Source organism: Allobosea sp. GW823-FHT02B03, assembly GCF_058797755.1.
On the sequence record NZ_JBXAJY010000007.1, the window covers coordinates 131,725 to 152,879 of the forward strand.

23 protein-coding genes and 1 other RNA gene are annotated in these 21,155 nt (G+C 67.8%); 12 read left to right on the plus strand and 12 right to left on the minus strand.

Annotated features, from left to right (window positions below):
- Window positions 1–42 precede the first annotated feature (42 nt).
- Window positions 43–531: a GlcG/HbpS family heme-binding protein gene (locus tag AC1REK_RS23435; protein ID WP_327521038.1), complete on the plus strand. Its 489-nt coding sequence runs from the start codon at window positions 43–45 to the stop codon at window positions 529–531.
- Between the two features lie 108 nt (window positions 532–639).
- On the opposite strand, the gene AC1REK_RS23440 is transcribed toward AC1REK_RS23435, so the two are convergent.
- A complete protein-coding gene (locus AC1REK_RS23440) occupies window positions 640–1,017 on the minus strand; it encodes a hypothetical protein (protein ID WP_492273825.1) in 378 nt (125 codons plus the stop codon).
- Window positions 1,018–1,193: 176 nt separating this feature from the next.
- Between AC1REK_RS23440 and AC1REK_RS23445 the strand changes: the two genes are divergently transcribed.
- Entirely contained in the window at window positions 1,194–2,687 is a 1,494-nt protein-coding gene (locus tag AC1REK_RS23445) for an MDR family MFS transporter (protein WP_492269834.1), read from the plus strand.
- A gap of 127 nt (window positions 2,688–2,814) precedes the next feature.
- Window positions 2,815–3,366 (plus strand): DUF1269 domain-containing protein, encoded by a 552-nt coding sequence (locus AC1REK_RS23450; RefSeq protein ID WP_316020402.1) that lies wholly within the window; start codon window positions 2,815–2,817, stop codon window positions 3,364–3,366.
- Window positions 3,367–3,595: 229 nt separating this feature from the next.
- Here the strand turns inward: AC1REK_RS23450 and dapD are convergent, their stop codons facing one another.
- The gene (gene dapD, locus AC1REK_RS23455; protein ID WP_327521036.1) at window positions 3,596–4,438 is read right to left on the minus strand and encodes a 2,3,4,5-tetrahydropyridine-2,6-dicarboxylate N-succinyltransferase; all 843 of its coding nucleotides are present in this window, start codon (window positions 4,436–4,438) and stop codon (window positions 3,596–3,598) included.
- Window positions 4,439–4,564: 126 nt separating this feature from the next.
- Here dapD and AC1REK_RS23460 point away from each other — a divergent pair, with 126 nt between their 5' ends.
- Both AC1REK_RS23460 and AC1REK_RS23465 read left to right on the plus strand, forming a co-directional pair.
- Complete coding sequence (locus tag AC1REK_RS23460; protein WP_327521035.1) at window positions 4,565–4,855, plus strand: hypothetical protein; 291 nt, start codon at window positions 4,565–4,567, stop codon at window positions 4,853–4,855.
- A 96-nt stretch (window positions 4,856–4,951) separates the two neighbouring features.
- On the plus strand, window positions 4,952–6,286 hold the full coding sequence (locus tag AC1REK_RS23465; protein ID WP_492269737.1) for an 8-oxoguanine deaminase: 1,335 nt from the start codon (window positions 4,952–4,954) through the stop codon (window positions 6,284–6,286).
- 115 nt (window positions 6,287–6,401) lie between these two features.
- Here AC1REK_RS23465 and AC1REK_RS23470 read toward each other — a convergent pair whose 3' ends face one another.
- The 8 genes from AC1REK_RS23470 to rpmH all read right to left on the minus strand — a co-directional run bounded on the left by AC1REK_RS23470 (window position 6,402) and on the right by rpmH (window position 12,753).
- Window positions 6,402–7,157 (minus strand): pyrimidine 5'-nucleotidase, encoded by a 756-nt coding sequence (locus AC1REK_RS23470; protein WP_327521033.1) that lies wholly within the window; start codon window positions 7,155–7,157, stop codon window positions 6,402–6,404.
- Window positions 7,158–7,329: 172 nt separating this feature from the next.
- Window positions 7,330–8,226, minus strand: coding sequence for an acetylglutamate kinase (gene argB / locus AC1REK_RS23475; RefSeq protein ID WP_316020397.1), 897 nt, complete (start codon window positions 8,224–8,226; stop codon window positions 7,330–7,332).
- An 86-nt stretch (window positions 8,227–8,312) separates the two neighbouring features.
- Window positions 8,313–8,684 carry a DUF423 domain-containing protein gene (locus tag AC1REK_RS23480; protein ID WP_492269736.1) on the minus strand — a complete coding sequence of 124 codons (372 nt, stop codon included), beginning with the start codon at window positions 8,682–8,684 and terminating at the stop codon, window positions 8,313–8,315.
- A gap of 121 nt (window positions 8,685–8,805) precedes the next feature.
- Window positions 8,806–9,471, minus strand: a complete 666-nt coding sequence (yihA, locus tag AC1REK_RS23485) for a ribosome biogenesis GTP-binding protein YihA/YsxC (protein ID WP_316020394.1) — start codon at window positions 9,469–9,471, stop codon at window positions 8,806–8,808.
- Between the two features lie 9 nt (window positions 9,472–9,480).
- Window positions 9,481–10,113, minus strand: coding sequence for a CatB-related O-acetyltransferase (locus AC1REK_RS23490; RefSeq protein WP_492269735.1), 633 nt, complete (start codon window positions 10,111–10,113; stop codon window positions 9,481–9,483).
- 150 nt (window positions 10,114–10,263) lie between these two features.
- Window positions 10,264–12,132 (minus strand): membrane protein insertase YidC, encoded by a 1,869-nt coding sequence (gene yidC / locus AC1REK_RS23495; RefSeq protein WP_492269833.1) that lies wholly within the window; start codon window positions 12,130–12,132, stop codon window positions 10,264–10,266.
- A 2-nt stretch (window positions 12,133–12,134) separates the two neighbouring features.
- Window positions 12,135–12,563, minus strand: coding sequence for a ribonuclease P protein component (gene rnpA, locus AC1REK_RS23500; RefSeq protein ID WP_492269734.1), 429 nt, complete (start codon window positions 12,561–12,563; stop codon window positions 12,135–12,137).
- A 55-nt stretch (window positions 12,564–12,618) separates the two neighbouring features.
- The gene (gene rpmH, locus AC1REK_RS23505) at window positions 12,619–12,753 is read right to left on the minus strand and encodes a 50S ribosomal protein L34 (RefSeq protein WP_038364779.1); all 135 of its coding nucleotides are present in this window, start codon (window positions 12,751–12,753) and stop codon (window positions 12,619–12,621) included.
- 264 nt (window positions 12,754–13,017) lie between these two features.
- On the opposite strand from rpmH, the gene ffs reads away from it, so the two are divergent.
- The 4 genes from ffs (at window position 13,018) to recR (ending at window position 16,172) form a co-directional block, all read left to right on the plus strand.
- An RNA gene (gene ffs / locus AC1REK_RS23510) (signal recognition particle sRNA small type) lies at window positions 13,018–13,114 on the plus strand.
- Between the two features lie 107 nt (window positions 13,115–13,221).
- The gene (locus AC1REK_RS23515; protein ID WP_492269733.1) at window positions 13,222–15,081 is read left to right on the plus strand and encodes a DNA polymerase III subunit gamma/tau; all 1,860 of its coding nucleotides are present in this window, start codon (window positions 13,222–13,224) and stop codon (window positions 15,079–15,081) included.
- Between the two features lie 18 nt (window positions 15,082–15,099).
- Window positions 15,100–15,420, plus strand: a complete 321-nt coding sequence (locus AC1REK_RS23520) for a YbaB/EbfC family nucleoid-associated protein (protein ID WP_066478747.1) — start codon at window positions 15,100–15,102, stop codon at window positions 15,418–15,420.
- Window positions 15,421–15,566: 146 nt separating this feature from the next.
- On the plus strand, window positions 15,567–16,172 hold the full coding sequence (gene recR / locus AC1REK_RS23525; protein WP_316016198.1) for a recombination mediator RecR: 606 nt from the start codon (window positions 15,567–15,569) through the stop codon (window positions 16,170–16,172).
- 150 nt (window positions 16,173–16,322) lie between these two features.
- On the opposite strand, the gene AC1REK_RS23530 is transcribed toward recR, so the two are convergent.
- Window positions 16,323–17,027, minus strand: a complete 705-nt coding sequence (locus tag AC1REK_RS23530) for an SDR family oxidoreductase (RefSeq protein ID WP_316016199.1) — start codon at window positions 17,025–17,027, stop codon at window positions 16,323–16,325.
- A 132-nt stretch (window positions 17,028–17,159) separates the two neighbouring features.
- Here AC1REK_RS23530 and AC1REK_RS23535 point away from each other — a divergent pair, with 132 nt between their 5' ends.
- Window positions 17,160–18,059 carry a LysR substrate-binding domain-containing protein gene (locus AC1REK_RS23535; protein WP_492269732.1) on the plus strand — a complete coding sequence of 300 codons (900 nt, stop codon included), beginning with the start codon at window positions 17,160–17,162 and terminating at the stop codon, window positions 18,057–18,059.
- Between the two features lie 86 nt (window positions 18,060–18,145).
- On the opposite strand, the gene AC1REK_RS23540 is transcribed toward AC1REK_RS23535, so the two are convergent.
- On the minus strand, window positions 18,146–18,847 hold the full coding sequence (locus tag AC1REK_RS23540) for an outer membrane protein (RefSeq protein WP_492269731.1): 702 nt from the start codon (window positions 18,845–18,847) through the stop codon (window positions 18,146–18,148).
- Between the two features lie 198 nt (window positions 18,848–19,045).
- Here AC1REK_RS23540 and AC1REK_RS23545 point away from each other — a divergent pair, with 198 nt between their 5' ends.
- Both AC1REK_RS23545 and AC1REK_RS23550 read left to right on the plus strand, forming a co-directional pair.
- Window positions 19,046–20,074 carry a YihY/virulence factor BrkB family protein gene (locus AC1REK_RS23545; RefSeq protein WP_492269730.1) on the plus strand — a complete coding sequence of 343 codons (1,029 nt, stop codon included), beginning with the start codon at window positions 19,046–19,048 and terminating at the stop codon, window positions 20,072–20,074.
- A 161-nt stretch (window positions 20,075–20,235) separates the two neighbouring features.
- On the plus strand, window positions 20,236–21,099 hold the full coding sequence (locus AC1REK_RS23550) for a VOC family protein (RefSeq protein WP_492269729.1): 864 nt from the start codon (window positions 20,236–20,238) through the stop codon (window positions 21,097–21,099).
- Window positions 21,100–21,155 lie beyond the last annotated feature (56 nt).

Genomic DNA, 21,155 nt, shown 5'->3' on the forward strand with positions numbered 1-21,155 from the left:
CCCTCACGCCGCCACCCTCGGTGGCCGTCAGAGGAGTTCGCCATGTCCTTCGCCCGTCTCGTCCTGATTTCCGCCGCCGTCGCCCTGCCGGCCCTCGCCCAGGCGCAGGTGCCGCAGGAGCGCGTCCTGCCCTCCACCCTCGCCGTCGAGCTCGCCCAGGCGACAGTCGCGGCCTGCGCCGCCAAGAACTTCAATGTCACCGCGACCGTGGTCGATCGCCAGGGCGTCGTGCGCGCCATGGTCCGCGCCGACCGCGCCGGCCCGCATACCCTCGAAGCCAGCCGCGCCAAGGCCTTCACCTCGGCCTCGGCCCGCTCGAACACCGGCGCGATGGCGGAAGCCGCCGCCAACAATGCCGGCGCGCGCAATCTCGTGCACATCCCGGGCTTCCTGCTGCTCGGCGGCGGCGTGCCGGTCAAGGTCGGCGACGATGTCGTCGGCGCGGTCGGTGTCGGTGGCGCGCCGGGCGGTCATCTCGACGAGGAATGCGCCAATGCCGGCCTCCAGGCGATCGCGGCCAAGCTGAAGTGAGCCGACGAACCGGTGCCTGATCCGGCCGCGCCACCGCCCATCGCGGCGGCGCGGCCGAGCTTTGTCAGCGCCCCGGCTCGAAGGCGGCGCAACGCCGGATCGCCCGCCTCATTTCGACCAGAGTCGCAGCGGGATCTTGCCGTTCTTCCCGCAATCGGCGAAGGCGACCCCGTCCTCGTTGAGCACGCCGCTGGCTTCGCAGCTGTCCTCGCCGACGGTCAGCTTCGCGAGATAGCGCGCGCCAGTGCGGCTCAAGCGCAGCGTACCGGTCTTCTCGGACACTTCTCCCGGCCCGCAGATGGCGAGGTGCTTCAGCTGCACCGGCCCGGCGAATTCGCGCTTGCGCCAGAGGCCCGGGACCGTGCCCTCTGTCAGCCTCGCGGAGACCGCCCACTCTCCGGCAAAGCCATAGCGGCCTTCGAGCTCGAGCCCGAAGGCCGGCGCCGCGCCGAGCAGCACGACTATCGGCAGCAACACCGCCCGCATCGCAGCCCCCCTCCCCGGCGCCGTACCGCGCCTGCCGATATTGTGCATTGCCTGAAGGCCTCCGCAACGGCAGCGTGATCGCAACGCCGATCGGCCCTGCGCGCCCGCGCATGGCGCATGGCCTGACAGCGCATTAAGGTCCGCCATTCCCAATTCACAGGACGGGCGCAGTGCCGATGGACAAGCGGGTCGAGACCGAGGCGCCGGCGGCTGCGCTCAGCCATGCCGATATCCGCTCGATCCTGATCGGCATCATGCTCGCAATGTTCCTGGCGGCGCTCGACCAGACCATCGTCGCGACCGCAATGCCGACGATCGGGCGCGAACTGGGCGACGTCACCCACCTGCCCTGGGTGGTGACCTCCTATCTGCTGGCCTCGACGGCGGTGACCCCACTCTACGGCAAGCTCGCCGACATCCATGGCCGGCGGGTGACGCTGCTCGGCGGCATCGTGATCTTCATCGTCGGCTCCGTCGCCTGCGCGCTCTCCTCCTCGATCTGGCTGCTGGTGGTGTCCCGCTTCATCCAGGGCCTCGGCGGCGGCGGGCTGATCGCGCTGGCCCAGACGATCATCGGCGACATGGTGCCGCCGAAGGAACGCGGGAAATATCAGGTCTACATCGCCAGCGTGTTCTTCTCCTCCTCGCTGCTCGGGCCGGTGCTCGGCGGCGTAATCTCGGAGGCGCTGCACTGGTCGGTGATCTTCTGGATCAACCTGCCGCTCGGGCTTGCCGCCTACTGGATGACCGACAAGGCGCTGCGCCGGCTGCCGCGCCATGAGCGACCGCACCAGCTCGACGTGCTCGGCGCCCTGCTGATGACCAGCGCGACCATGACCCTGCTGCTCGCCTTGTCCTGGGGTGGCGTCGTCTACGCATGGTTCTCGGCGCCGATCCTCGGGCTGGTGCTGCTCTCGCTCGGGCTCTGGCTCTGCTTCGCCTGGCGGCTGCGGGTCGCGGCCGAGCCGCTGATCCCGCTCGCCATCCTCGCCAATCCGGTGGTGCGCGACGGCACCATCGCCGCCGGCTTCGGCATGGGGACCTTCATCGGGCTGACGATCTATCTGCCGCTCTATTTCGAGACCGTCGCCGGCCTGTCCGCCGCCCATTCCGGGCTCGGGCTGATCCCGCTGACCTGCGGCACGGTCATCGGCGCGACCGCATCCGGCCGGGCGATGACCAAGCTGACGCACTACAAGCGCGTACCACTGGCGGGCCTTGTCGTGGCGCTCATCGGCACGGCGGTGCTGGCCATCTTCTCCGGTCGCCTGCCGCTCGTGCCTTTCGGCGCCGTGCTCGCGGTGATCAGCCTCGGCTTCGGCACGCTGCTGCCGGTCGCGACCGTCGCGATCCAGAACGCCGTCGCGATGCACCAGCTCGGCACTGCGACGGCAACCGCCAATTTCTTCCGGCAGATCGGCGGAGCGCTGATCGTCGCCGTGTTCGGCGCGATCGTGCTCGGCGGCATGGGCGCGAGCGGCGCCGGGCTCTCGGCCGAGACGCTCAAGGCCGGCGCGGTCGACCGGGAGATCATGGTCCGGCTGTTCACCTATGTCTTCGCCGCGACCTTCGTCGGCTTCGCGCTCTCGCTGCTGTTCCTCGCGCGGATGAAGGAGCTGCCGCTGCGCGGCGCGGCGAAGGAGGCTGCCAAGGAATTGACGACCGAGTAAGCGCGGATTCCCGGCGCCAAGCAGAGGTGGCGAGCCCTACCTGCCTTGATTTGAATCATGGCTTTCGCCGCAAGCCTGTCACAAGCTATCGTCAGCTTGGCATTCCCGCCTTACCAGGAGTTCCCCCATGTCTGATCTCGTCGTCATCGTCTATCCGACCGAGGCCAAGGCCGAGGAAATGCGCCAGAAGCTCTTCGGGCTGCAGAAGGAATACCTGATCCAGATCAGCGACGCGGCGATCGCCGTGATGCATGAAGGCGGCAAGATCAAGCTCAACCAGCTGCTCAACACCACGGCGCTCGGTGCCGCATCCGGCGGCTTCTGGGGCCTGCTGATCGGTGCGATCTTCCTGATGCCGGTGTTCGGCGCGGCGATCGGTGCCGCCTCGGGCGCGCTCGGCGGCGCTCTCTCCGATTACGGCGTCAACGACAACTTCATGAAGGAACTCTCGGGGAGCCTGCAGCCCGGCAATGCGGCGCTGTTCGTGCTGATCCAGAAGATGACCGGCGACAAGGTGCTCGAAGCGATCAAGGGTACCGGCGGCGTCGTGCTGAAGACTTCGCTCGACCATACCCGCGAGCAGGCCCTGCGCGATGCGCTCGCCGCCTCCCCGGCCGCCCAGCCGCTGCCGACCGGCCCCGGCCCTGAGGCGACCACGAACCCTGCCCCGGCCGCCTGAGGCACTCGCTCGTCCTCGGACAAGCTGAAGAACCCGTCATTCCGGAGAGCCGCGCAGCGGCGCAGATCTGGAATGACGGCGTTTCGCGTTGCGCGACCGTTACACCTCGACTCCGCCTGGAGTCTCGCCCCCGGTGAGGGCGATCGTCCGCCCCGGCCGAGGGCGACGAGGACGAGAAGGCCCGCACGCGGAGCGCTGCGGACCCTCTCGGATCTTCCGTCCGGTGCGGTCAGTCCCGCAGCAGGTCGTTGATGCCGGTCTTCGACCGGGTCTGGGCATCGACCGTCTTGACGATCACCGCGCAGTAGAGCGAGGGGCCGGGCGTGCCGTCATTCATCGGCTTGCCCGGCAGCGAGCCGGAGACCACCACCGAATAGGGCGGCACCTTGCCGATATGGACCTGGCCGGTCGCGCGGTCGACGATCTTGGTCGAGGCCGAGATGAAGACGCCCATCGAGAGCACCGAGCCTTCGCCGACGACGACGCCCTCGACCACCTCGGAACGGGCGCCGATGAAGCAGTTATCCTCGATGATCGTCGGGTTGGCCTGCAGCGGCTCGAGCACGCCACCGATGCCGACGCCGCCCGAGAGGTGGACGTTCTTGCCGATCTGGGCGCAGGAGCCGACCGTCGCCCAGGTGTCGACCATGGTGCCGGAATCGACATAGGCGCCGATATTGACGAAGGACGGCATCAGGATGACGTTCGGCGCCAGGAAGGAGCCCTTGCGCGCCGCGGCCGGCGGCACGACGCGGAAGCCGGCGGCCCGGAAGCGGTTCTCGCCCCAGCCCTCGAACTTCGACGGCACCTTGTCCCAGAACACGCCCTCGCCCGGGCCGTTCGCAATGATCTGGTTGTCGGTCAGGCGGAAGGAGAGCAGCACCGCCTTCTTCAGCCACTGATGCGTGACCCATTCGCCGTCGATCTTCTCGGCGACGCGGGCCTGGCCGGCATCGAGCATCTCGATTGCCTGATCGACGGCCTCGCGCACGGCGCCTTTGGTCGAGATGCCGATCTCGGCCCGGTTCTCCCAGGCGGCATCGATGGTGGCGGCGAGATCGGTCAGCGACATGAGACAGCTCCGGCAGTCATGAGGTCGCCCGGAGCGATGGCCGATGCGGGGGGCAACGTCAAGGCTGGGGAACGCCGGCCGGCGAGACGTGTTATGATGGAGAGGCTTGCCACGCGGAAAAACCCGATGAAACGGATCGCCCTGACCCTCGTCCTGATGCTCGCCTTCACCGGAGCGAGCCTCGCCCAGGGCCGACCGTCGACGCTGTCACGCAGTTGCGCCGCGAACCAGCAGACCGTGCGCGCCAATGGCGCGATCGTGCTCGGCACCGGCGGCTATACCTATGACCGTTTCGTCGCCCATCGCGGCTTCTGCCAGTTCGACGAATATGCCGATCCGGCCTGGGTGCCGGCACGCGACACCCCGCAATGCTTCATCGGCTATCGCTGCAAGAGCGGCCCGTTCTGGGACGATTGACCCACCGCGAAATGAGTACCCCGGGCTGGCCTTCGACCAATGCCCCGCCTATGCGGGACAATTGACTGAATCGCCGCCTTTATACCCGGACTCATCATGCGCCTCTGGATCAGAAACCCGCTCGCCATTCTCGCTGAAAACGCCGGCGGCGGGGTGGTGATCGAGGACGGCGTCATCGTCGAGCTGGTCACGCTTGGCGGCTTCCCCTCGCTGCCGGTGACCGAGAGCTTCGATGCCTCGGACCATGTCGTGCTGCCGGGGCTCGTCAACACCCATCACCATTTCTACCAGACGCTGACGCGCGCCCATCCGGCGGCGGTCGACCGCGAACTCTTTCCCTGGCTCAAGGCGCTCTATCCGCTCTGGGCGCGGCTGCGGCCGGAGGATCTGCGCATCGCTGTGCGGGCGGCGCTGGTCGAGCTGCTCCTGTCCGGCTGCACGACCGCGGCCGACCACCACTATCTCTACCCCGAAGGCCTGGAGAACGCCGTTGACATCGCGGTAGAGGAAGCCCGCGCGCTCGGCATCCGCGTCACCATCTCGCGCGGCTCGATGAACCTGTCGCAGAAGGATGGCGGTCTGCCGCCGGACGAGGTCGTCCAGGACGAGGAGACGATCCTCGTCGACAGCGAGCGGGTGCTGAAACTGTTCCACGACCCTTCTCCCGGCAGCATGGTCCAGATCGCACTCGCGCCCTGCTCGCCCTTCTCGGTAACGCCGTCGCTAATGGCGAAATCGGCAGAGCTCGCGGCGCGCTTCGATGCGCCGCTGCACACCCATCTCGCCGAGACCGAGGATGAGGACGCCTATTGCCAGGACGTTTACGGCAAGCGGCCGCTCGACCTGCTCGAGGAAGCCGGCTGGATGCGGCCGAAGACCTGGCTGGCGCACGGCATCCACTTTTCCTGCGAGGAATGCGAGCGGCTGGGCAAGGCCGGCGTCGGCGTCTGCCATTGCCCGACCTCGAACGGGGTGCTCGCCTCCGGCTTCTGCAAGACCCGCGAGCTCGAGGCGGCCGGCGCTCCGCTCGGCCTCGGCGTCGACGGCTCGGCCTCCAATGACGGCTCAAACCTGATGGAAGAGCTGCGCCACGCGCTGCTGCTCAACCGGCTGCACTACAAGAGCGCCAGCGCGGTGACGGCGCGCGACACGATACGCTGGGCGACGGAAGGCTCGGCGCGCTGCCTCGGCCGCGAGGATATCGGCAAGATCGCGCCGGGGCTGCAGGGCGACCTCGCGCTCTACAAGCTCGATGAGCTGCGCTTCTCCGGCGCGCATGACCCGATCGCGGCGCTGGTGCTGTGCGGCGCCAGCCGGGCCGACCGGGTGCTGGTCGGCGGACGCTGGCGGGTGATCGACGGCGAAATTCCGGGGCTCGACCTCACCGGCCTGCGCCGGTCGCACGGGCTCGCGTCGCGCCGCTACGCCTGAGCCCCTGCAGCGTCATCCCGGACAAGCCGCGAAGCGGCGCTGATCCGGGATCCATGCCTAAACCGTTCCGGAATGGATCCCGGGCCTCCCTTCGGTCGCCCGGGATGACTCAGAGCTATTTCGAAACAGGAAGCGAAGGGAGTTCCGCACGTGTCAGCGGCCCCAGAAAGCCGGTCAGGTCGTCGGTGACGAAATGCACATGGCCGGCCTCGACCGCCGCCTGCTCCCAGGCCTCGCGGAAGGGATCGGGCGTGCGCGGCACGATCAGCACCGTCTTCATACCGAGCGCGCTCGGGACGATCAGGTTCTTCTCGATGTCCTCGAACATCGCCGCACGGGCGGGATCGACGCCGTGCTTGGTCAGGAAATTCTCGTAGGTCGCGCGCTCGGGCTTCGGCGTGAAACCGGCGTTGACGATGTCGAAGATGTCCTCGAAATGCTGGAGGATGCCGAGCTTGCCGGCGACATTCTCGGCATGGCCGCGCGAGCCGTTGGTCAGGATCAGCTTGCGGCCGGGCAGCGCCGCGATCGCCGCCCCAAGAGCGGGGTTGGGATCGAGCAGCGTCAGGTCGATCTCGTGGGCGAAGTCGAGGAAATCGGCGGGGTCGATGCCGTACTCCTCCATCAGCCCCTTCAGCGTCGTGCCGTAGCGCTGGTAATAATATTTCTGCAGCGCCCGCGACGAGATGCCATCGAGCCCGAACATCTCGGCGAGGAAGAGCGTGATGCGCTCGTCGACCTGCGGCCAGACCTTCGCCTCGTGCGAATAGAGCGTGTTGTCGAGATCAAAAATCCAGTGGTCGACATGGCCGAAGGCGTCGAGCTGGGGCAGGAGCGGCAGAGCGCTGGTGATTTTTGCGTTGTGGTTCATTGGATCATGTCATGTGGGACGCGCCAGCATGACATACAAGGTTCTTGCAAAGTCCTTGCGATGACGAGGTCCTCATTGCGAGGGGGCACCAGCGGAGTGCCCTCGCCCGAACGGGTGAGGGGTAGGAGGCGCGCCGATGCGCCTCCACGAGCCCGACCGGCGCAGCGCCCCTTCACTTCCTGATGATCGTGCCCGAGCCGGTGTCGGTGAAGAGCTCGATCAGGGCGGCATGCGGCACCTTTCCGTCGAGGATGACCACGGCCTCGACGCCCTTTTCCAGCGCGTAGATGCAGGTCTCGATCTTCGGGATCATGCCGCCGGAGATGGTCCCGTCGGCGATCAGGCGCCGGCATTGCTCGACGGTCAGCTCCGGAATCAGGTTCTTGTCCTTGTCGAGGACGCCCGGCACGTCGGTCAAAAGCAGGAGGCGCTTGGCATTCAACGCGCCCGCGATCGCACCCGCAAAAGTGTCGGCATTGACATTGTAGGTCTGGCCGTCCGCGGCGGCGCAGACCGGCGCCAGCACCGGGATCAGCTCTTCCTTGAGGATCGCCTTGAGCACGGTGGTGTCGACCTTGTCCGGCTCGCCGACGAAGCCGAGGTCGAGGATCTGCTCGATCTTCGAATCGGGGTCGACGATGGTGCGCGTCGCCTTCTTGGCCAGCACCATGTTGCCGTCCTTGCCGCAAAGCCCGATCGCCTTGCCGCCCTCGCGCGAGATATAGCCGACGATCTCCTTGTTGACCGAGCCGGCCAGAACCATCTCGACGACGTCGACCGTCGCCGCGTCGGTGACGCGCAGGCCCTGCTTGAACTCGGATTTGAGGCCGAGCTTGTCGAGCATGCGGGCGATCTGCGGCCCGCCGCCATGGCAGACCACCGGCTTCAGGCCGGATTGCTCGAGCAGCACCACGTCCTCGGCGAAATCCTCCGCGGTGGCGGCGTCGCCCATGGCGTTGCCGCCATATTTGATCACGATCACCTCCTGGTCGTAGCGCTGCATATGCGGCAGCGCCTGCACCAGAAGATCGGCGGCTTGCGAGGGCGTGAGGTTGTGAGGGGCGTTCATCGGCAGGCTCCGCGAAGGCGCGCCCGATCCGCGCCGGGCCGCCTTCTAGCCGAAGACGCGCCGCGGCGAAAGCGCGGCGGCGCGGCTCAGACCCGCCTTGCGAACAGTGCCGAGCCGGCGAGCCCGAGCCAGCCGCCGAGCATCATGAAGCCGCCGGCCGGGGCGGCGCCCATGAACAGGCGCGCGCCATGGAAGCCGCGCATGGCGAGATCGGCGGCAAACAGAGCGACGCCGAGGATCAGCAGCGAGATCGCGAGGCGCGCCCCGATATCGGCGAGCAGGCCGGCACGACGCGCGACGCAGGCGCCGATCACGGCCGAGGCGTGGAAGAGCAGCATCTGCCCGGCGATCTGGAGCGTGTCGGCAGCACCCGCATGGGTCGCGGCGGCGAGCAGGGTGACGCCGAACAGTCCCATCAGCATGGCGATGGTGAGATGGATGCGGGTGGCGGTGATCATGACGGGCTCCGGCAGCGCACCAGGGCCGGCGCGAGGCATCTGCGGGCGCCAAAGACGACGCGGCCGGGCCAGCGTCAAGCCCGGCCGCCGCGGCGCGGTGAAGCGGCGCGATCGCAGTCGACTAGCTGCGTTCCGCCAGCACCCGGGCGATCGCGGCGCGCAGCTCGGGAATGCCGAGGCCCTTCTCGCTCGAGGTCACCAGAACCTCGGGGAAGGCGGCCGGGCGGCGCTTGATCTCGTCGAAGGTCGCCTCGGCCATGAAGGTCTGGTCGGACTGCTTGATGGCGTCGCCCTTGGTCAGAACGACCTGATAGCTGACCGCCGCCTTGTCGAGCGTCTCCAGCACCGCGCTGTCGACTTCCTTGATGCCGTGCCGGGCGTCGATGAGCACATAGACGCGCATCAGGTTCGAGCGGCCGCGCAGATAGTCGTGGATCAGCTTCGTCCAGGCCGCGACCTTCTCCTTGCCGACGGCGGCATAGCCGTAGCCCGGCATGTCGACGATGGTCAGGCGCTCGTCATGGTCGACCTGGCGGAAGAAGTTGAGCTGCTGGGTGCGGCCCGGCGTATGCGAGGTGCGGGCGAGTGCATTGCGCCGCGTCAGCGCATTGATCAGGCTCGACTTGCCGACATTGGAGCGCCCGGCGAAGGCGATCTCCTGGCCGACCATGGGCGGCAGGTCATCGATCTTGGTCGAGGCCCAGACGAAATCCCAGGGCCCTTCGAAGAGCTTGCGGGCCGCCTCGATCTCGTCGGCGTCGTAGGGTGTGGTGGTGCTTGCGGTCATCTGCCTTGCCTACACGGCCTGTCGCAGCGCGTCGATGTCCGCGCCGGCGATCAAGGTCAGGTTGCGGGCGATCTTTTCCGAATCCCAGTCCCACCAGCGAATCGCGAGCAGGGCCGAAACGACCTCCGGCGGGAAGCGCAGCTTCACCACCTTGCCGGGATTGCCGACCACGACGGCGTAGGGGGGCACGTCGCGCGAGACCTGCGCCCGGGTCCCGATGATCGCGCCGTCGCCGATCGTGACGTCGGGCATGATCACCGCCTCGCGGCCGATCCAGACATCGTTGCCGATCACGGTATCGCCGCGATGGCCGAGGCCCTCCGGCGTCATCGCAGGCGCACCCTCGAAACCGAACATCTGAAAGGGAAAGGTCGAGAATCCTCCCATCGGATGATTGGCGCCGTTCATGATGAACTGCGCCGCCTGGGCGATGGCGACGAACTTGCCGATGACCAGCCGGTCACCGATGAAGTCGAAATGGTAGCGCACGCAACGGGCGAGGAAATGCTCGGGGCCACGCGAGTCGTCATAGTACGAGTAGTCGCCGACCTCGACGAGCGGATGGTCGACGATCGCCTTCAGAAAGGCAGTGCCCTTCCAGCCGGGAATCGGATGACGCGTCAGCGGATCGGGAAGGGGCATGCCGGTCTCCTCGTCGGCCCGGCCGCAGGTGAAATGCCGACCGGCCTTCGCCCCGCGCTTCTCGGGGCTCTTAAAGCACACATCCCGGGTCGGCTCGCGCCGCCCGGGATGAGGTTTTCGGAAACCGGAGGCGAAACGCCCCGGCCATTCTCACTTCTTGTTGCTGTTCGCCGGCTTCGGCACGCCCGCCGCGGCAGCGGCCGCGGGCTTCTTGCCGAACATGCCCTTCAGGTTGTCCCAGAGCTCGATCTTCACGCCGTGCTTGCGCATGATGAAACCCTGCTGGAGGATCGAGAGAAGGTTGTTCCAGGTCCAGTAGATCACCAGGCCGGCCGGGAACGAACCGAGCAGGAAGGTGAAGAACACCGGCATCCAGGTGAACATCATCTTCTGGACCGGATCCGGCGGTTCCGGGTTCATCTTCATCTGCACGAACATCGTCACGCCCATCAGGATCGGCCAGATGCCGAGATGCAGCATGGCGGGCGGCGTGAACGGCAGCAGGCCGAACAGGTTGAAGAGATTGGTCGGATCCGGCGCGGCAAGGTCCTTGATCCAGCCATAGAACGGCGCATGCCGCATCTCGATGGTAATGAACAGGATCTTGTAGAGCGCGAAGAAGACCGGGATCTGGACCAGCACCGGCCAGCAGCCGGCGAGCGGGTTGATCTTGTTGGTCTTGTACAGCTCCATCAGCGCCTGCTGCTGCTTCATCTTGTCGTCAGCATAGCGCTCGCGGATGGCCATCATTTCCGGCTGCACCGCCTTCATCTTAGCCATCGAGGCGTAAGATTTGTTGGCGAGCGGGAAGAATAGCAGCTTCAGCAGGACGGTGACGACCAGGATCGCGATGCCGAAATTGCCGACATGCTTGTAGACCCAGTCCATCAGGTAGAACATCGGCTTGGTGATGAAGTAGAACCATCCCCAGTCGATCATCAGCTCGAAGCGCTTGATGCCCTGATTCTTCTCGTAGCCGTCGATCGCCGCGACTTCCTTGGCGCCGGCGAACAGGCGCGAAGAGGCGGTGGCCGAAGCACCCGGCGCGATCGTGACCGCCTCGCCGAGGAAGTCGGCCTGATAGGTGCGCACCGGACCGGTCTGCACCGACGAGTAGCGGCCCTCGTACTTCTTGGTCTGGTCGGGAATCGCAGCAGCGGCCCAGTACTTGTCGGTGATGCCGACGAAGCCGCCGACGGCGTCCTTCCAGGCCTTGCCATGCGTCGCCGCGCCGAGGGCCGGCTCCTTGTCGATGGCGTCGTAGGTGTATTCCTGCAGACCCTGCTCGCCGAGCGCGCCGATCATGCCCTCGTGCAGCACGTAGTAGCCGAGCGTCGCCGGCTTGCCGACGCGGACGACCTGGCCATAGGGGTAGAGCGAAACAGGGGTCGAGCCCTTGTTGTCGACCTCGTCGCGGATCGAGAACAAGGCGTTGTCGTCAACCGAAATGATGCGACGGAACAGGAGGCCTTGGCCGTTGTCCCAGGTCAGCGTCACCGGCTTGGCCGGCGTCAGGACCTGGCTGTCGGCGGTCCAGACTGTGGAGGCGTTCGGCAGGGGAACGTTGACGCCCGGCCCCGCGACCCAGCCGAAATCGGAATAATAGGCGTTCGGGCCGCCGGCCGGCGAGAGCAGCACGATGATCGGGCTCTTCGGGTCGACCGTCTCGTGATAGGCCTTGAGCGAAACGTCGTCGATGCGCGCGCCGGTCAGCGAGAGCGAGCCGGCGATCTTCGGCGTCTCGATGCGGATGCGCGGGCCAGCGGCGAGCGCGGCCTCACGGGTCGCGAGCGCAGCGGCGGCAGCAGGCTGCGCCGGGGCAGCGCCAGGGGCCGGGGCGGCGCCCGGCGTCGGCACGCTTCCCGGAGCCGGCGGCTGCTGGCTCTGCGTCTGCTGGTTCTGCTGCGCGACCTGCTTCTGCTTCTCCATCTGCGGCACGCCGTAGAAGAACTGCCAGCCGAGCAGCACGACCACGGAGAGCGTGATCGCCAGGAGCAGATTACGGTTTTCTTCTTTCATCTTCATGGTCGAAAACGGGTCTCGCTGTCGGCCCTGGCGGGCTTCTCGGGAAGGGGGCGTTTGCCGGAAGGCGGGCCGCGACGGTTACCGCCGGGGCGGGCGCGGTCGAGCGCGACCGAGAGGTCGGCGACCATGGCGCGAAAATCGGCGGCGATCGTTTCGGGACGGGCGACGACGACGACGTCGCAGGAGCGATCGAGCTGCTCGGCCAGAGCGAGCTTGGCTACGGCGCGCAGGCGCCGGCGGATACGGTTGCGCTCGACCGCACCGCCGACCTTGCGGGAGGCAGTGAGGCCGAGCCTCAGCCCGACTTCGGCGGCGTCGCGCCGCTGATCGTTGACCTGCACGGCGAAGGCAGGCGAACGAAAACGGCGGCCGTGCTCGGCCGCCGCGAGAAAGTCCCTGCGTTGCGTCAGACGGGCGATGCGCATGGCGTTTGGCCAGTCTTCACGAAACCGGCGCGCCGGGAGCGCGCGCCTCACCTCATCAGGCCGACAGGCGCTTGCGGCCGTGGGCGCGACGGGCAGCGATGACCTTGCGGCCACCCTTGGTCGCCATGCGGGCACGGTAGCCGTGGCGACGCTTGCGAACCAGCTTGCTGGGTTGATAGGTTCTCTTCACGGTCCGTCTCCGGGGCCTTGTCTCGGCGTAGCGACCACAGCTCTCGAAGAGAAAGCCAAGGCCAACCAAGCCTGTCATGCAAAAGGTTCCGCGCCGCCGTTGGGCTGCACAGGTCGCGGGCTTATGGCGGAAGGGGCGACCCGAGTCAATGCCGAAACACCTGTGTCGCAGCAGCGCAGGGATGGTTTTCCAGTCGACTTGCTGGGAAGGCGACTTGTCGAAAGCCGACTTGCGCTCGCGCCTCACTTCACCGATATAGCCGGCGGGAGGTTGGCGAGGGACGTCTCACTCGCCAACCCGGTCAGGTCCGGAAGGAAGCAGCCGTAACGAGACCGAACGGGTCTTCGTCCAGCCTCCCACCTGCCGCCTCGCGCGGCGACGCATCTGTGGCGCGGTTCCTGACATGGTCAGGCCCGGCGGATGCAAGGCGCCGTTGACCGCCGCGCCGCGATTGGCGAAAGCAATGGCATGACCGACGCGACCGTCCCCGCCGACGAGCCGGGCTTCCCCGGCCTTGCCCCCGCGCCCGCCGCCGCTGCGAGCCAGCCGGCCGGCTATCGCGTGCTCGCCCGCAAGTACCGGCCGGCGCATTTCGGCGACCTGATCGGCCAGGATGCCATGGTCAGGACACTGACCAATGCCTTCGCGGCCGGCCGCATCCCTCAGGCCTGGATGCTGACCGGCGTGCGCGGTGTCGGCAAGACCACGACGGCACGCATCCTGGCGCGCGCCCTGAACTACCAGAATGCCGACGGCACGGGCGCGCCGACCACCGACCTTTCGAGCTTCGGCGTACATTGCCAGGCGATCGTCGAGGGCCGGCATATCGACGTGATGGAGATCGACGCCGCCTCCAATAACGGCGTCGACAATGTCCGCCAGATCAACGACGCCGTGCGCTATGCGCCGACCAGCGCGCGCTACAAGGTCTACATCATCGACGAGGTCCACATGCTCTCGGGAGGCGCCTTCAACGCCTTCCTGAAGACGCTGGAGGAACCGCCGCCGCACGCCAAGTTCATCTTCGCCACCACGGAAATCCGCAAGGTGCCGGTGACAGTGCTGTCGCGCTGCCAGCGCTTCGACCTGCGCCGCGTCGATGCCGGCCTGCTGGTCGGCCATCTCGGCGGCATCTGCAAGGCCGAGGGCATCGAGGCCGAGGACGAGGCGCTGGCCGCGATCTCGCGCGCCGCCGAGGGATCGGTGCGCGATTCGCTCTCGATCCTCGACCAGGCGATTGCCCATGCCGGCGGCAAGATCACACTGGAAGAAGTCCGCACCATGCTCGGCCTCTCCGACCGGGCCAGGGTTATCGACCTGTTCGAGCAGGTGATGAAGGGCGACATCGCGGCGGCACTCGGCGAGCTCCGGGCGCAATACGATGCCGGCGCCGACCCTGCCGTCGTGCTCTCCGACCTCGCCGAATTCAGCCATCTGGTGACGCGCCTGAAGCTCGTGCCCGATGCCGCCAAGGACAACAGCCTGAGCCAGGCGGAGCGTACCCGCGGCGCCGATTTCGCCCAGCGCCTGTCGATTCGCGTGCTCGCACGCGCCTGGCAGATGCTGCTGAAGGCAATCGCCGAAGTCCGCCAGGCCGACCGCCCGGTGATGGCGGCCGAGATGGCGCTGGTGCGCCTCGCCCATGCCGCCGACCTGCCGACGCCGGACGAGGCGCTGCGGATGCTGCGTGACGGGAATGGCGGCGCCGGCAACGGCAACGGCTCCCCCTCCCCGCGCCCACCTTCGGGCGGAGGCGCGACCGCGCTGGCGGCAAGGCCGGTGCTCGCCGCCGCCAATCCGGCGCCGGCCGTCGCGGTGGCACCGCGCGCGATGGCGGGTGGCCTGCCGCAGCCCCAAAGCCTGGAGGATCTCGTCGCGCTCGCCTCGCGCCAGCGCGACATCACCATGAAGCTGGCGCTGGAGCGCGACGTCCGGCTGGTCAAGTTCGAGCCGGGCCGCATCGAGTTCGCGCTGGCCAATTCGAGCAATCGCCATTTCGCCACCGACCTGTCGAAGCGGCTGAAGGACTGGACCGGCCAGACCTGGCTGGTCGCCCTCGCCAACACCGAAGGCGCACCGACCCTGCGCGAGCAGGCCGAGGCCGCGCGCGACAAGCGCGAGAGCGATGCCGCCAGCCACCCGGTGGTTCGCGCGGTGCTGGAACGCTTCCCCGGCGCCCGCATCGTCGACGTCCGCGACCCGCGTGCCGCCGAGGCCGAGCAGCAGGCGAGCGCGACGGCCGGCGACGAGTATCTGCCCGAGGCCGAGCCGCTGTTCGACGACAGCGAGCCGGATTTCGAGGGCTTCGAGTTCTGGACGGACAACTGAGCAAGAGGGAGCGCCGCGATGCGCGACATGATGGGCCTGATGAAGCAGGCGCAGGACATGCAGAAGAAGATGGCCGACATGCAGGCCCAGCTCGACACGCTCGAGTTCGAGGGCTCGGCCGGCGGCGGGCTGGTCACGGTGGTGATGACCGCCAAGAACGTGCTGAAGTCGGTGAAGATCGACCCGAGCCTGATGGTCGCCGGCGAGCAGGAGATCCTCGAGGACCTCGTGATCTCCGCCTGTAACGACGCCCGCAACAAGGCCGAGCGCGCTGTCGCAGACCGGATGGCCGAGGTGACGCGCGGCCTGCCGATCCCGCCCGGCATGAAGCTGTTCTGAGTCCGCCTCGCGCACCGTCATTCCGGGCAAGCGCAGCGACGTCCCGGAATCCATCGTAGAGCGCCGCGCCCCTCGATGGATTCCGGATCGGCGCCGCTTGCGCGGCTTGTCCGGAATGACGGCGCTATTCCCTATTTAGGCTCGCCATGTCCCGCACCATTGCCGGCCCCGAAATCGAGCGCCTGATCCAGCTCCTGGCGAAATTGCCGGGCTTGGGGCCGCGCTCGGCGCGGCGCGCGGCGCTGCATCTCGTCAAGAAGCGCGAGCAGTTGCTCGGCCCCCTGGCCGAAGCGATGGCGGTGGCGCGCGAACGAATCGTCGTCTGCTCGAGCTGCGGCAATGTCGACACCAGCGACCCGTGCGGGCTCTGCCGCGATCCGCGCCGCGACGACAGCGTCATCGTGGTCGTCGCGGATATCGCCGATCTCTGGGCGCTTGAGCGCTCCGGCGCGGTCGGCGGGCGCTATCACGTGCTCGGCGGCGTGCTCTCGGCGCTCGACGGCATCAGGCCGGAGAATTTGACGCTCGACGCGCTCGTCGCCCGCGCCTCGGAACCGGCGGTGAAGGAAATCATCCTGGCGCTCAACGCCACGGTCGAGGGCCAGACCACGGCGCATTTCATCACCGACCTTCTGGCGCATCTTGAGGTCAAGGTGACCAAGCTCGCCCATGGCGTGCCGGTCGGTGGCGAGCTCGACTATCTCGACGACGGCACGCTGGCGGCGGCGATCCGCCAGCGGACGGGGTTCTGACCCTCGCGGAAGGCATTCTCGGCCGGAGCGGAGCGCAGAGCCGAGAATCTCGCAGCGACGAGCGGGCCCCGGCAGGAGCCTCATCCGGACCGAGATGGTCGGCTCAAGGCCGACCATGACGCCAGGAGCGTGCCCAGACCGAGCCGTCGCTCAGACCGAGCGCATCAACCCGCCATCGACGCGCAGGTTCTGGCCGGTGATGTAGCCGGCGCCCTCGGAAACGAGGAAGGCGACCGTCGCGGCGATCTCTTCGCTGGTGCCGTAGCGCTGCATCGGCACGCCGGCGCGGCGTTCCTCGGTCTGCGGCAGCGAATCGATCCAGCCGGGCAGGACATTGTTCATCCGGACATTATGCTCGGCATACTGGTCGGCGAAGAGCTTGGTGTAGGCGGCGAGCCCGGCGCGGAACACCGCCGACGTCGGGAAGGTCGCTGCCGGCTCGAAGGCCCAGGCCGTCGAGATGTTGACGATCGCGCCGGATTTCTGCGCCGCCATCACCGGGGCGACGAGGCGTGTCGCGCGGATGACGTTCATCAGATAGACGTCGAGCCCGGTATGCCATTGCTCGTCGGTGATCTCGGTGATCGGCGCGCGCGGGCCATGGCCGGCGCTGTTGACGAGCGCGTCGATCCGGCCCCAGCGCGCCATGGTCTCGTCGACGAGGCGCTTGAGGTCGTCATTCGACTGGTTCGAGCCGGTGACACCGAGGCCGCCGAGCTCCGCCGCCAGCGCCTCGCCCTTGCCCGAGGAGGACAGGATCGCGACCCTGAAGCCGTCCTGCGCCAGCCGCCGCGCCGCGGCGGCACCCATGCCGCTGCCGCCTGCCGTGACGATCGCTACTTTTTCTGCTGCCATCGCGTCCACCATTCGTTCTACAAGCGGCTCCATGCACAAAGCCGGCGCCATGCACACCCTGTTCTTGGCAGCAGGCACGAGCCTTGGCCAGCGAGTTCGTCACCGCTCAGACTGTAGGAAATCTACTGGCTGATGAAACCTTCACGCCGCCTGCCCTCGCTCAATGCCCTGCGCGCCTTCGAGGCCGCCGCCCGCCATCTCAACTTCCGGCTGGCAGCGGAGGAACTTGGCGTGACGCAGGGCGCCGTCGCACAGCAGGTGCGCGGCCTTGAGCGGGACCTCGCCATGCAATTGTTCGAGCGGCTGCAGGGCGGTCTCGCCCTGACCAGCGCCGGCCGGGGCTATGCAGCGCAGCTTGCCCGCGCCTTCGCTGTGATCACCGAGGCGACCACCGCCTTGCGCCCGCAGCCGCTGCGGCTGACGATCAGTGTGACGCCGAGCTTCGCCTCGAAATGGCTGATTCCGCGCCTGCCGGCGTTCACCGCCGCCCATCCGCAGCTCGACCTGCGCATCCTCGCCAGCGACAGCCTCGCCAATTTCCAGTCCGACGGGGTCGACATCGCGGTGCGGCAAGGCCGGCCGCCCTTTGGAGCCGGGTTGGTAGCCGATCTGCTGTTCCCGCAGGATGTCGTCGCCATCTGCAGCCCCAAGCTCCGTACCGGCGCCGCGGCCGCGCTCGACGATGCCGAACTGGCGCAGCTGGTGCTGCTGCATGACGGACATGACCTCTGGCCGGAATTCATCGAGCGCGCTCTGGCACGGCCGATGCCGCCGGGCATGCGGAGCATGCGCTTCAACCAGACGGCGCTGGCCCTCGATGCCGCCCTCGCCGGCCAGGGCCTGGCGCTCGCCAGCCGCTTCCTCGTCGAGCCCGACCTCGCTGCCGGCCGCCTGGTCCAGGCCTTCCCCGCGACGATGCGCGGCAGCCTCGACTTCCATGTCGTCTCGGCGCGCAAGCCGCGCCATCCGGAGCCGACCGCGATGGTCAGGTCCTGGCTGCTGGCGCAGCGCGGCCGAAGCGACGAGCCGTGAAGCCTGCGCGCATTCAGGCGACAACGCGCAAGCAGGAAGGCCGCGCTTGCGGCGCGGCCTCGTCGATACCCGGAGTGGGCGGCGGATCAGAACTTGTAGGCGACGCTGGCGCGGACGGCGTGCGAAGTCGGCTCATGCTCGGCAGTCAGGCCGAGATAGGCGTTTCTCGCGACGAAATCGAAATTGCCATAATCGGTGTAGCGATAATCGAGGCCGAAGATGAGATTGTCGGTCCAGGCGAAGTTGACGCCGCCACCGACGGTCCAGCCAGTCCGGGAGAACCTGCCATTCTCGCCGAAGCCGAGCGCCGGGTTGAAGTAGCCGTACTCGAAGCGGCTGAAGGCGGCGCCGGCGGCGCCATAGATCATGAAGCGGTCGAAGGAATAGCCGATGCGGCCGCGCACAGAGCCCTGCCAGTCCTGCTCGACCCTGAACAGCCCGCTGCGCTGATCGCGGCCATTGATCGCCTCGATATCGCCTTCGACGCCGAGGACGACCGAGCCGATCTGGTAGTTGAAGCCGGCATGGACGCCGCCGATGAAGGAGGACGGGCTGTAGTCGAAGGAGACACCGACCGGCACGCGGCCGACCGTGGTGTAGAGGTTCTGTCGATCGGAGCCCCAGGAGTAGCCAGCCTGGCCGCCGACATAGAAGCCGGTCCAACTGTAGAGCGGCGGCAGGGCCGGAGCGAGCGGCAGATACTTGCTCGACGGCAGATCGGCGGACAGAGCAGCACCGCTGCCGAGCAGGAGGAAGGTCGCGACGGTGGCTTTGAGGAGCGTCTTCATCGGGCACTCTGGTCGTAGAAGGAGATGGGGCAGCTCGCCCCGCCTTTCGCGCCTCTCAAGACGCGCTGGCCTGCCACGATAAGAAACCGTTAAGGTTAACAAAGCTCTAAGCAGATTATTCGAGCGTCAGGAGTTGGAACGATCCGGGTCGCCCGGCGTTCCCGGCAGGCGGGGCCGCATCGATCGGCGGAGACGGGCATGGCGTATCTGAAACGAATCACCGGCGCTGCCGGACTGGCGGCGCTGGCGCTCGGCTATGTCCACGCGACCTTCACCCGGCGCGTCCGCGATCCCTTGCGCCAGACGCGCCGCGGCCGCGGCGCCGCCTCCCCGATCGCCCTGCCCTGGCGCGGTTGGAAGGACGTGCTCGGCCGCTTCATCGTCCGCATCCAGGAGGCGCGCGTGCTCTCGCTCGCCGGCGCCGTCGCCTTCTTCACCTTGCTCTCGCTGGTCCCGGCGCTGTCGCTGCTGGTCACGATCTATGGCGGGATGACAGATCCCGCGACCATCGCCGCCCAGCTCGACGATCTCACTTTGGTCTTCCCGGAAGCAGCGCGCGAACTGATCCGCGAGCAGGCGGTACGGCTTGCGGGCCGCGATGCGGCAAGCCTGTCGCTGACGTTCCTCATCAGCTTTGCGGTGGCGACCTGGAGCGCGAATGCCGCGGTGAAGGCGATCTTCGACGCGCTCAACATCATCTATGGCGCGCGCGAGCAGCGCGGCTTCCTGAAGCTCAACCTGATCTCGCTGGCGACGACACTGAGCGGGCTCCTGCTGCTCGTCCTGGCGCTGACCGCGATCGCCAGCCTGCCGGTGGTGACGGCCCTCTTCCCCTTCGGCCACGAGCTGGAGACCATGGTGCGCCTCGCCCGCTGGCCGGCCTTCTTCGTGATCGGCACGATCGCGATCGGCTGCCTCTACTGGATCGGCCCCGACCGCAAGCCGCCGCGCTTCGCCTGGGTCCTGCCCGGTGCGGCAGTCGCCTCGCTGCTCTGGGCGGCGACGTCGAGCGCCTTCTCCTGGTATGTCAGCACGCTCGGCAACTACACCGCGACCTATGGCTCGCTGGCGACGGTGGTGGTCTTCATGACCTGGCTCTGGCTCTCGGCGACGATCGTGCTTGCGGGCGCCGAACTCAATGCCGAGCTGGAGCAGCAGAGCCGGCATGGCGCCGCGATTCCGCCGACCGCGCAGCTGGCGCGGAGGGTCGCCGGGCGCGGCCGCTGAGGGCTCCGAAGCGGACCCTGCGCCAGCGAAAGGCGGAGCTGGCGCAAGCTTCGATTGCAACTGCGCAATCTCGGATTTGCCGCACCCGGGGACGACAAGAGGGGGCTGAAGGACCATTTTAGGGGCACGCGGCATTGGCCGCAGTCATTTCGGAGCCCGCCATGGCCGTCACAACAACCACCCAGCCCCGCGCCAACGAGTCCCTCGACGCCCCCGTCCATATCGGCACGGTCAGCCTGCGCGTGCGCGATCTGCCCGGCCTGACCGCCTTCTATCGCGACGCAATCGGCCTTTCCGTGATCAGCGAGAACGAGCGGGAAAGCGTGCTCGGGGCCGGCGGGGTGCCGCTGGTCAGGCTGGAAGCGGGCGCGCAGGCGCCCTCCTCAGCCGCGGGCCTGTTCCACCTCGCGCTATTGCTGCCCTCCCGCGCCGATCTCGCCAACTGGCTCGGCCATGCCGCAAGCCGGCGCCTGCCGCTCGAAGGAGCCTCGGATCACCTCGTCAGCGAAGCGCTCTACCTTTCCGATCCAGAGGGCAACGGCATCGAGATCTATCGCGACCGCAGCCGGGCGGAATGGCCGCGCGGACCGGGGGGCGAGATCAAGATGGCGACCGACCGGCTTGATCTCGACGCCTTGCTGCGCGAGGCCGACGCTGGCGACCATGCCGGCATGCCTGACGGCACGGTGATGGGCCATATCCATCTGCGCGTCGGCGACGTCGCGGGTGCCGAGGCCTTCTATCGCGACAAGCTCGGCTTCGAGGTGATGGTGCACTATCCCGGCGCGGCCTTCATGGCGACAGGCGGCTACCATCACCATATCGCGGCCAATATCTGGCACAGCCGCGGCGCCGGGCCGCGCCGGGCGAACGAGGCCGGGCTTTCGCGTTTCGAACTCGTGGCCCGTGACGATGCGGCCTATGCCGGCCTGCGCGAGCGCATGCTGGCGGCCGGCGGCGACGAGGCCGGCGGCGCGCCGGGGATCGCCGACCCCTGGGGCAACCGGGTCGAACTCAGCCGCTGACGAAAAAGGGCGCCTTCCCTCTCCGGAAAGGCGCCCTGCTTTCGTTGGGAAGCGTC

Coding starts and splice junctions, on each gene's coding strand:
- AC1REK_RS23445 (WP_492269834.1), top strand. CDS start 1,194: ATGGACAAGCGGGTCGAGACCGAGGCGCCGGCGGCTGCGCTCAGCCAT.
- AC1REK_RS23435 (WP_327521038.1), top strand. CDS start 43: ATGTCCTTCGCCCGTCTCGTCCTGATTTCCGCCGCCGTCGCCCTGCCG.
- AC1REK_RS23480 (WP_492269736.1), bottom strand. CDS start 8,684: ATGATCACCGCCACCCGCATCCATCTCACCATCGCCATGCTGATGGGA.
- argB (WP_316020397.1), bottom strand. CDS start 8,226: ATGAACGCCCCTCACAACCTCACGCCCTCGCAAGCCGCCGATCTTCTG.
- dapD (WP_327521036.1), bottom strand. CDS start 4,438: ATGTCGCTGACCGATCTCGCCGCCACCATCGATGCCGCCTGGGAGAAC.
- AC1REK_RS23460 (WP_327521035.1), top strand. CDS start 4,565: ATGAAACGGATCGCCCTGACCCTCGTCCTGATGCTCGCCTTCACCGGA.
- AC1REK_RS23530 (WP_316016199.1), bottom strand. CDS start 17,027: ATGGCAGCAGAAAAAGTAGCGATCGTCACGGCAGGCGGCAGCGGCATG.
- yihA (WP_316020394.1), bottom strand. CDS start 9,471: ATGACCGCAAGCACCACCACACCCTACGACGCCGACGAGATCGAGGCG.
- AC1REK_RS23450 (WP_316020402.1), top strand. CDS start 2,815: ATGTCTGATCTCGTCGTCATCGTCTATCCGACCGAGGCCAAGGCCGAG.
- AC1REK_RS23490 (WP_492269735.1), bottom strand. CDS start 10,113: ATGCCCCTTCCCGATCCGCTGACGCGTCATCCGATTCCCGGCTGGAAG.
- AC1REK_RS23540 (WP_492269731.1), bottom strand. CDS start 18,847: ATGAAGACGCTCCTCAAAGCCACCGTCGCGACCTTCCTCCTGCTCGGC.
- AC1REK_RS23465 (WP_492269737.1), top strand. CDS start 4,952: ATGCGCCTCTGGATCAGAAACCCGCTCGCCATTCTCGCTGAAAACGCC.
- AC1REK_RS23520 (WP_066478747.1), top strand. CDS start 15,100: ATGCGCGACATGATGGGCCTGATGAAGCAGGCGCAGGACATGCAGAAG.
- yidC (WP_492269833.1), bottom strand. CDS start 12,132: ATGAAAGAAGAAAACCGTAATCTGCTCCTGGCGATCACGCTCTCCGTG.
- AC1REK_RS23515 (WP_492269733.1), top strand. CDS start 13,222: ATGACCGACGCGACCGTCCCCGCCGACGAGCCGGGCTTCCCCGGCCTT.
- AC1REK_RS23535 (WP_492269732.1), top strand. CDS start 17,160: ATGAAACCTTCACGCCGCCTGCCCTCGCTCAATGCCCTGCGCGCCTTC.
- AC1REK_RS23440 (WP_492273825.1), bottom strand. CDS start 1,017: ATGCGGGCGGTGTTGCTGCCGATAGTCGTGCTGCTCGGCGCGGCGCCG.
- recR (WP_316016198.1), top strand. CDS start 15,567: ATGTCCCGCACCATTGCCGGCCCCGAAATCGAGCGCCTGATCCAGCTC.
- rnpA (WP_492269734.1), bottom strand. CDS start 12,563: ATGCGCATCGCCCGTCTGACGCAACGCAGGGACTTTCTCGCGGCGGCC.
- AC1REK_RS23545 (WP_492269730.1), top strand. CDS start 19,046: ATGGCGTATCTGAAACGAATCACCGGCGCTGCCGGACTGGCGGCGCTG.
- AC1REK_RS23470 (WP_327521033.1), bottom strand. CDS start 7,157: ATGAACCACAACGCAAAAATCACCAGCGCTCTGCCGCTCCTGCCCCAG.
- AC1REK_RS23550 (WP_492269729.1), top strand. CDS start 20,236: ATGGCCGTCACAACAACCACCCAGCCCCGCGCCAACGAGTCCCTCGAC.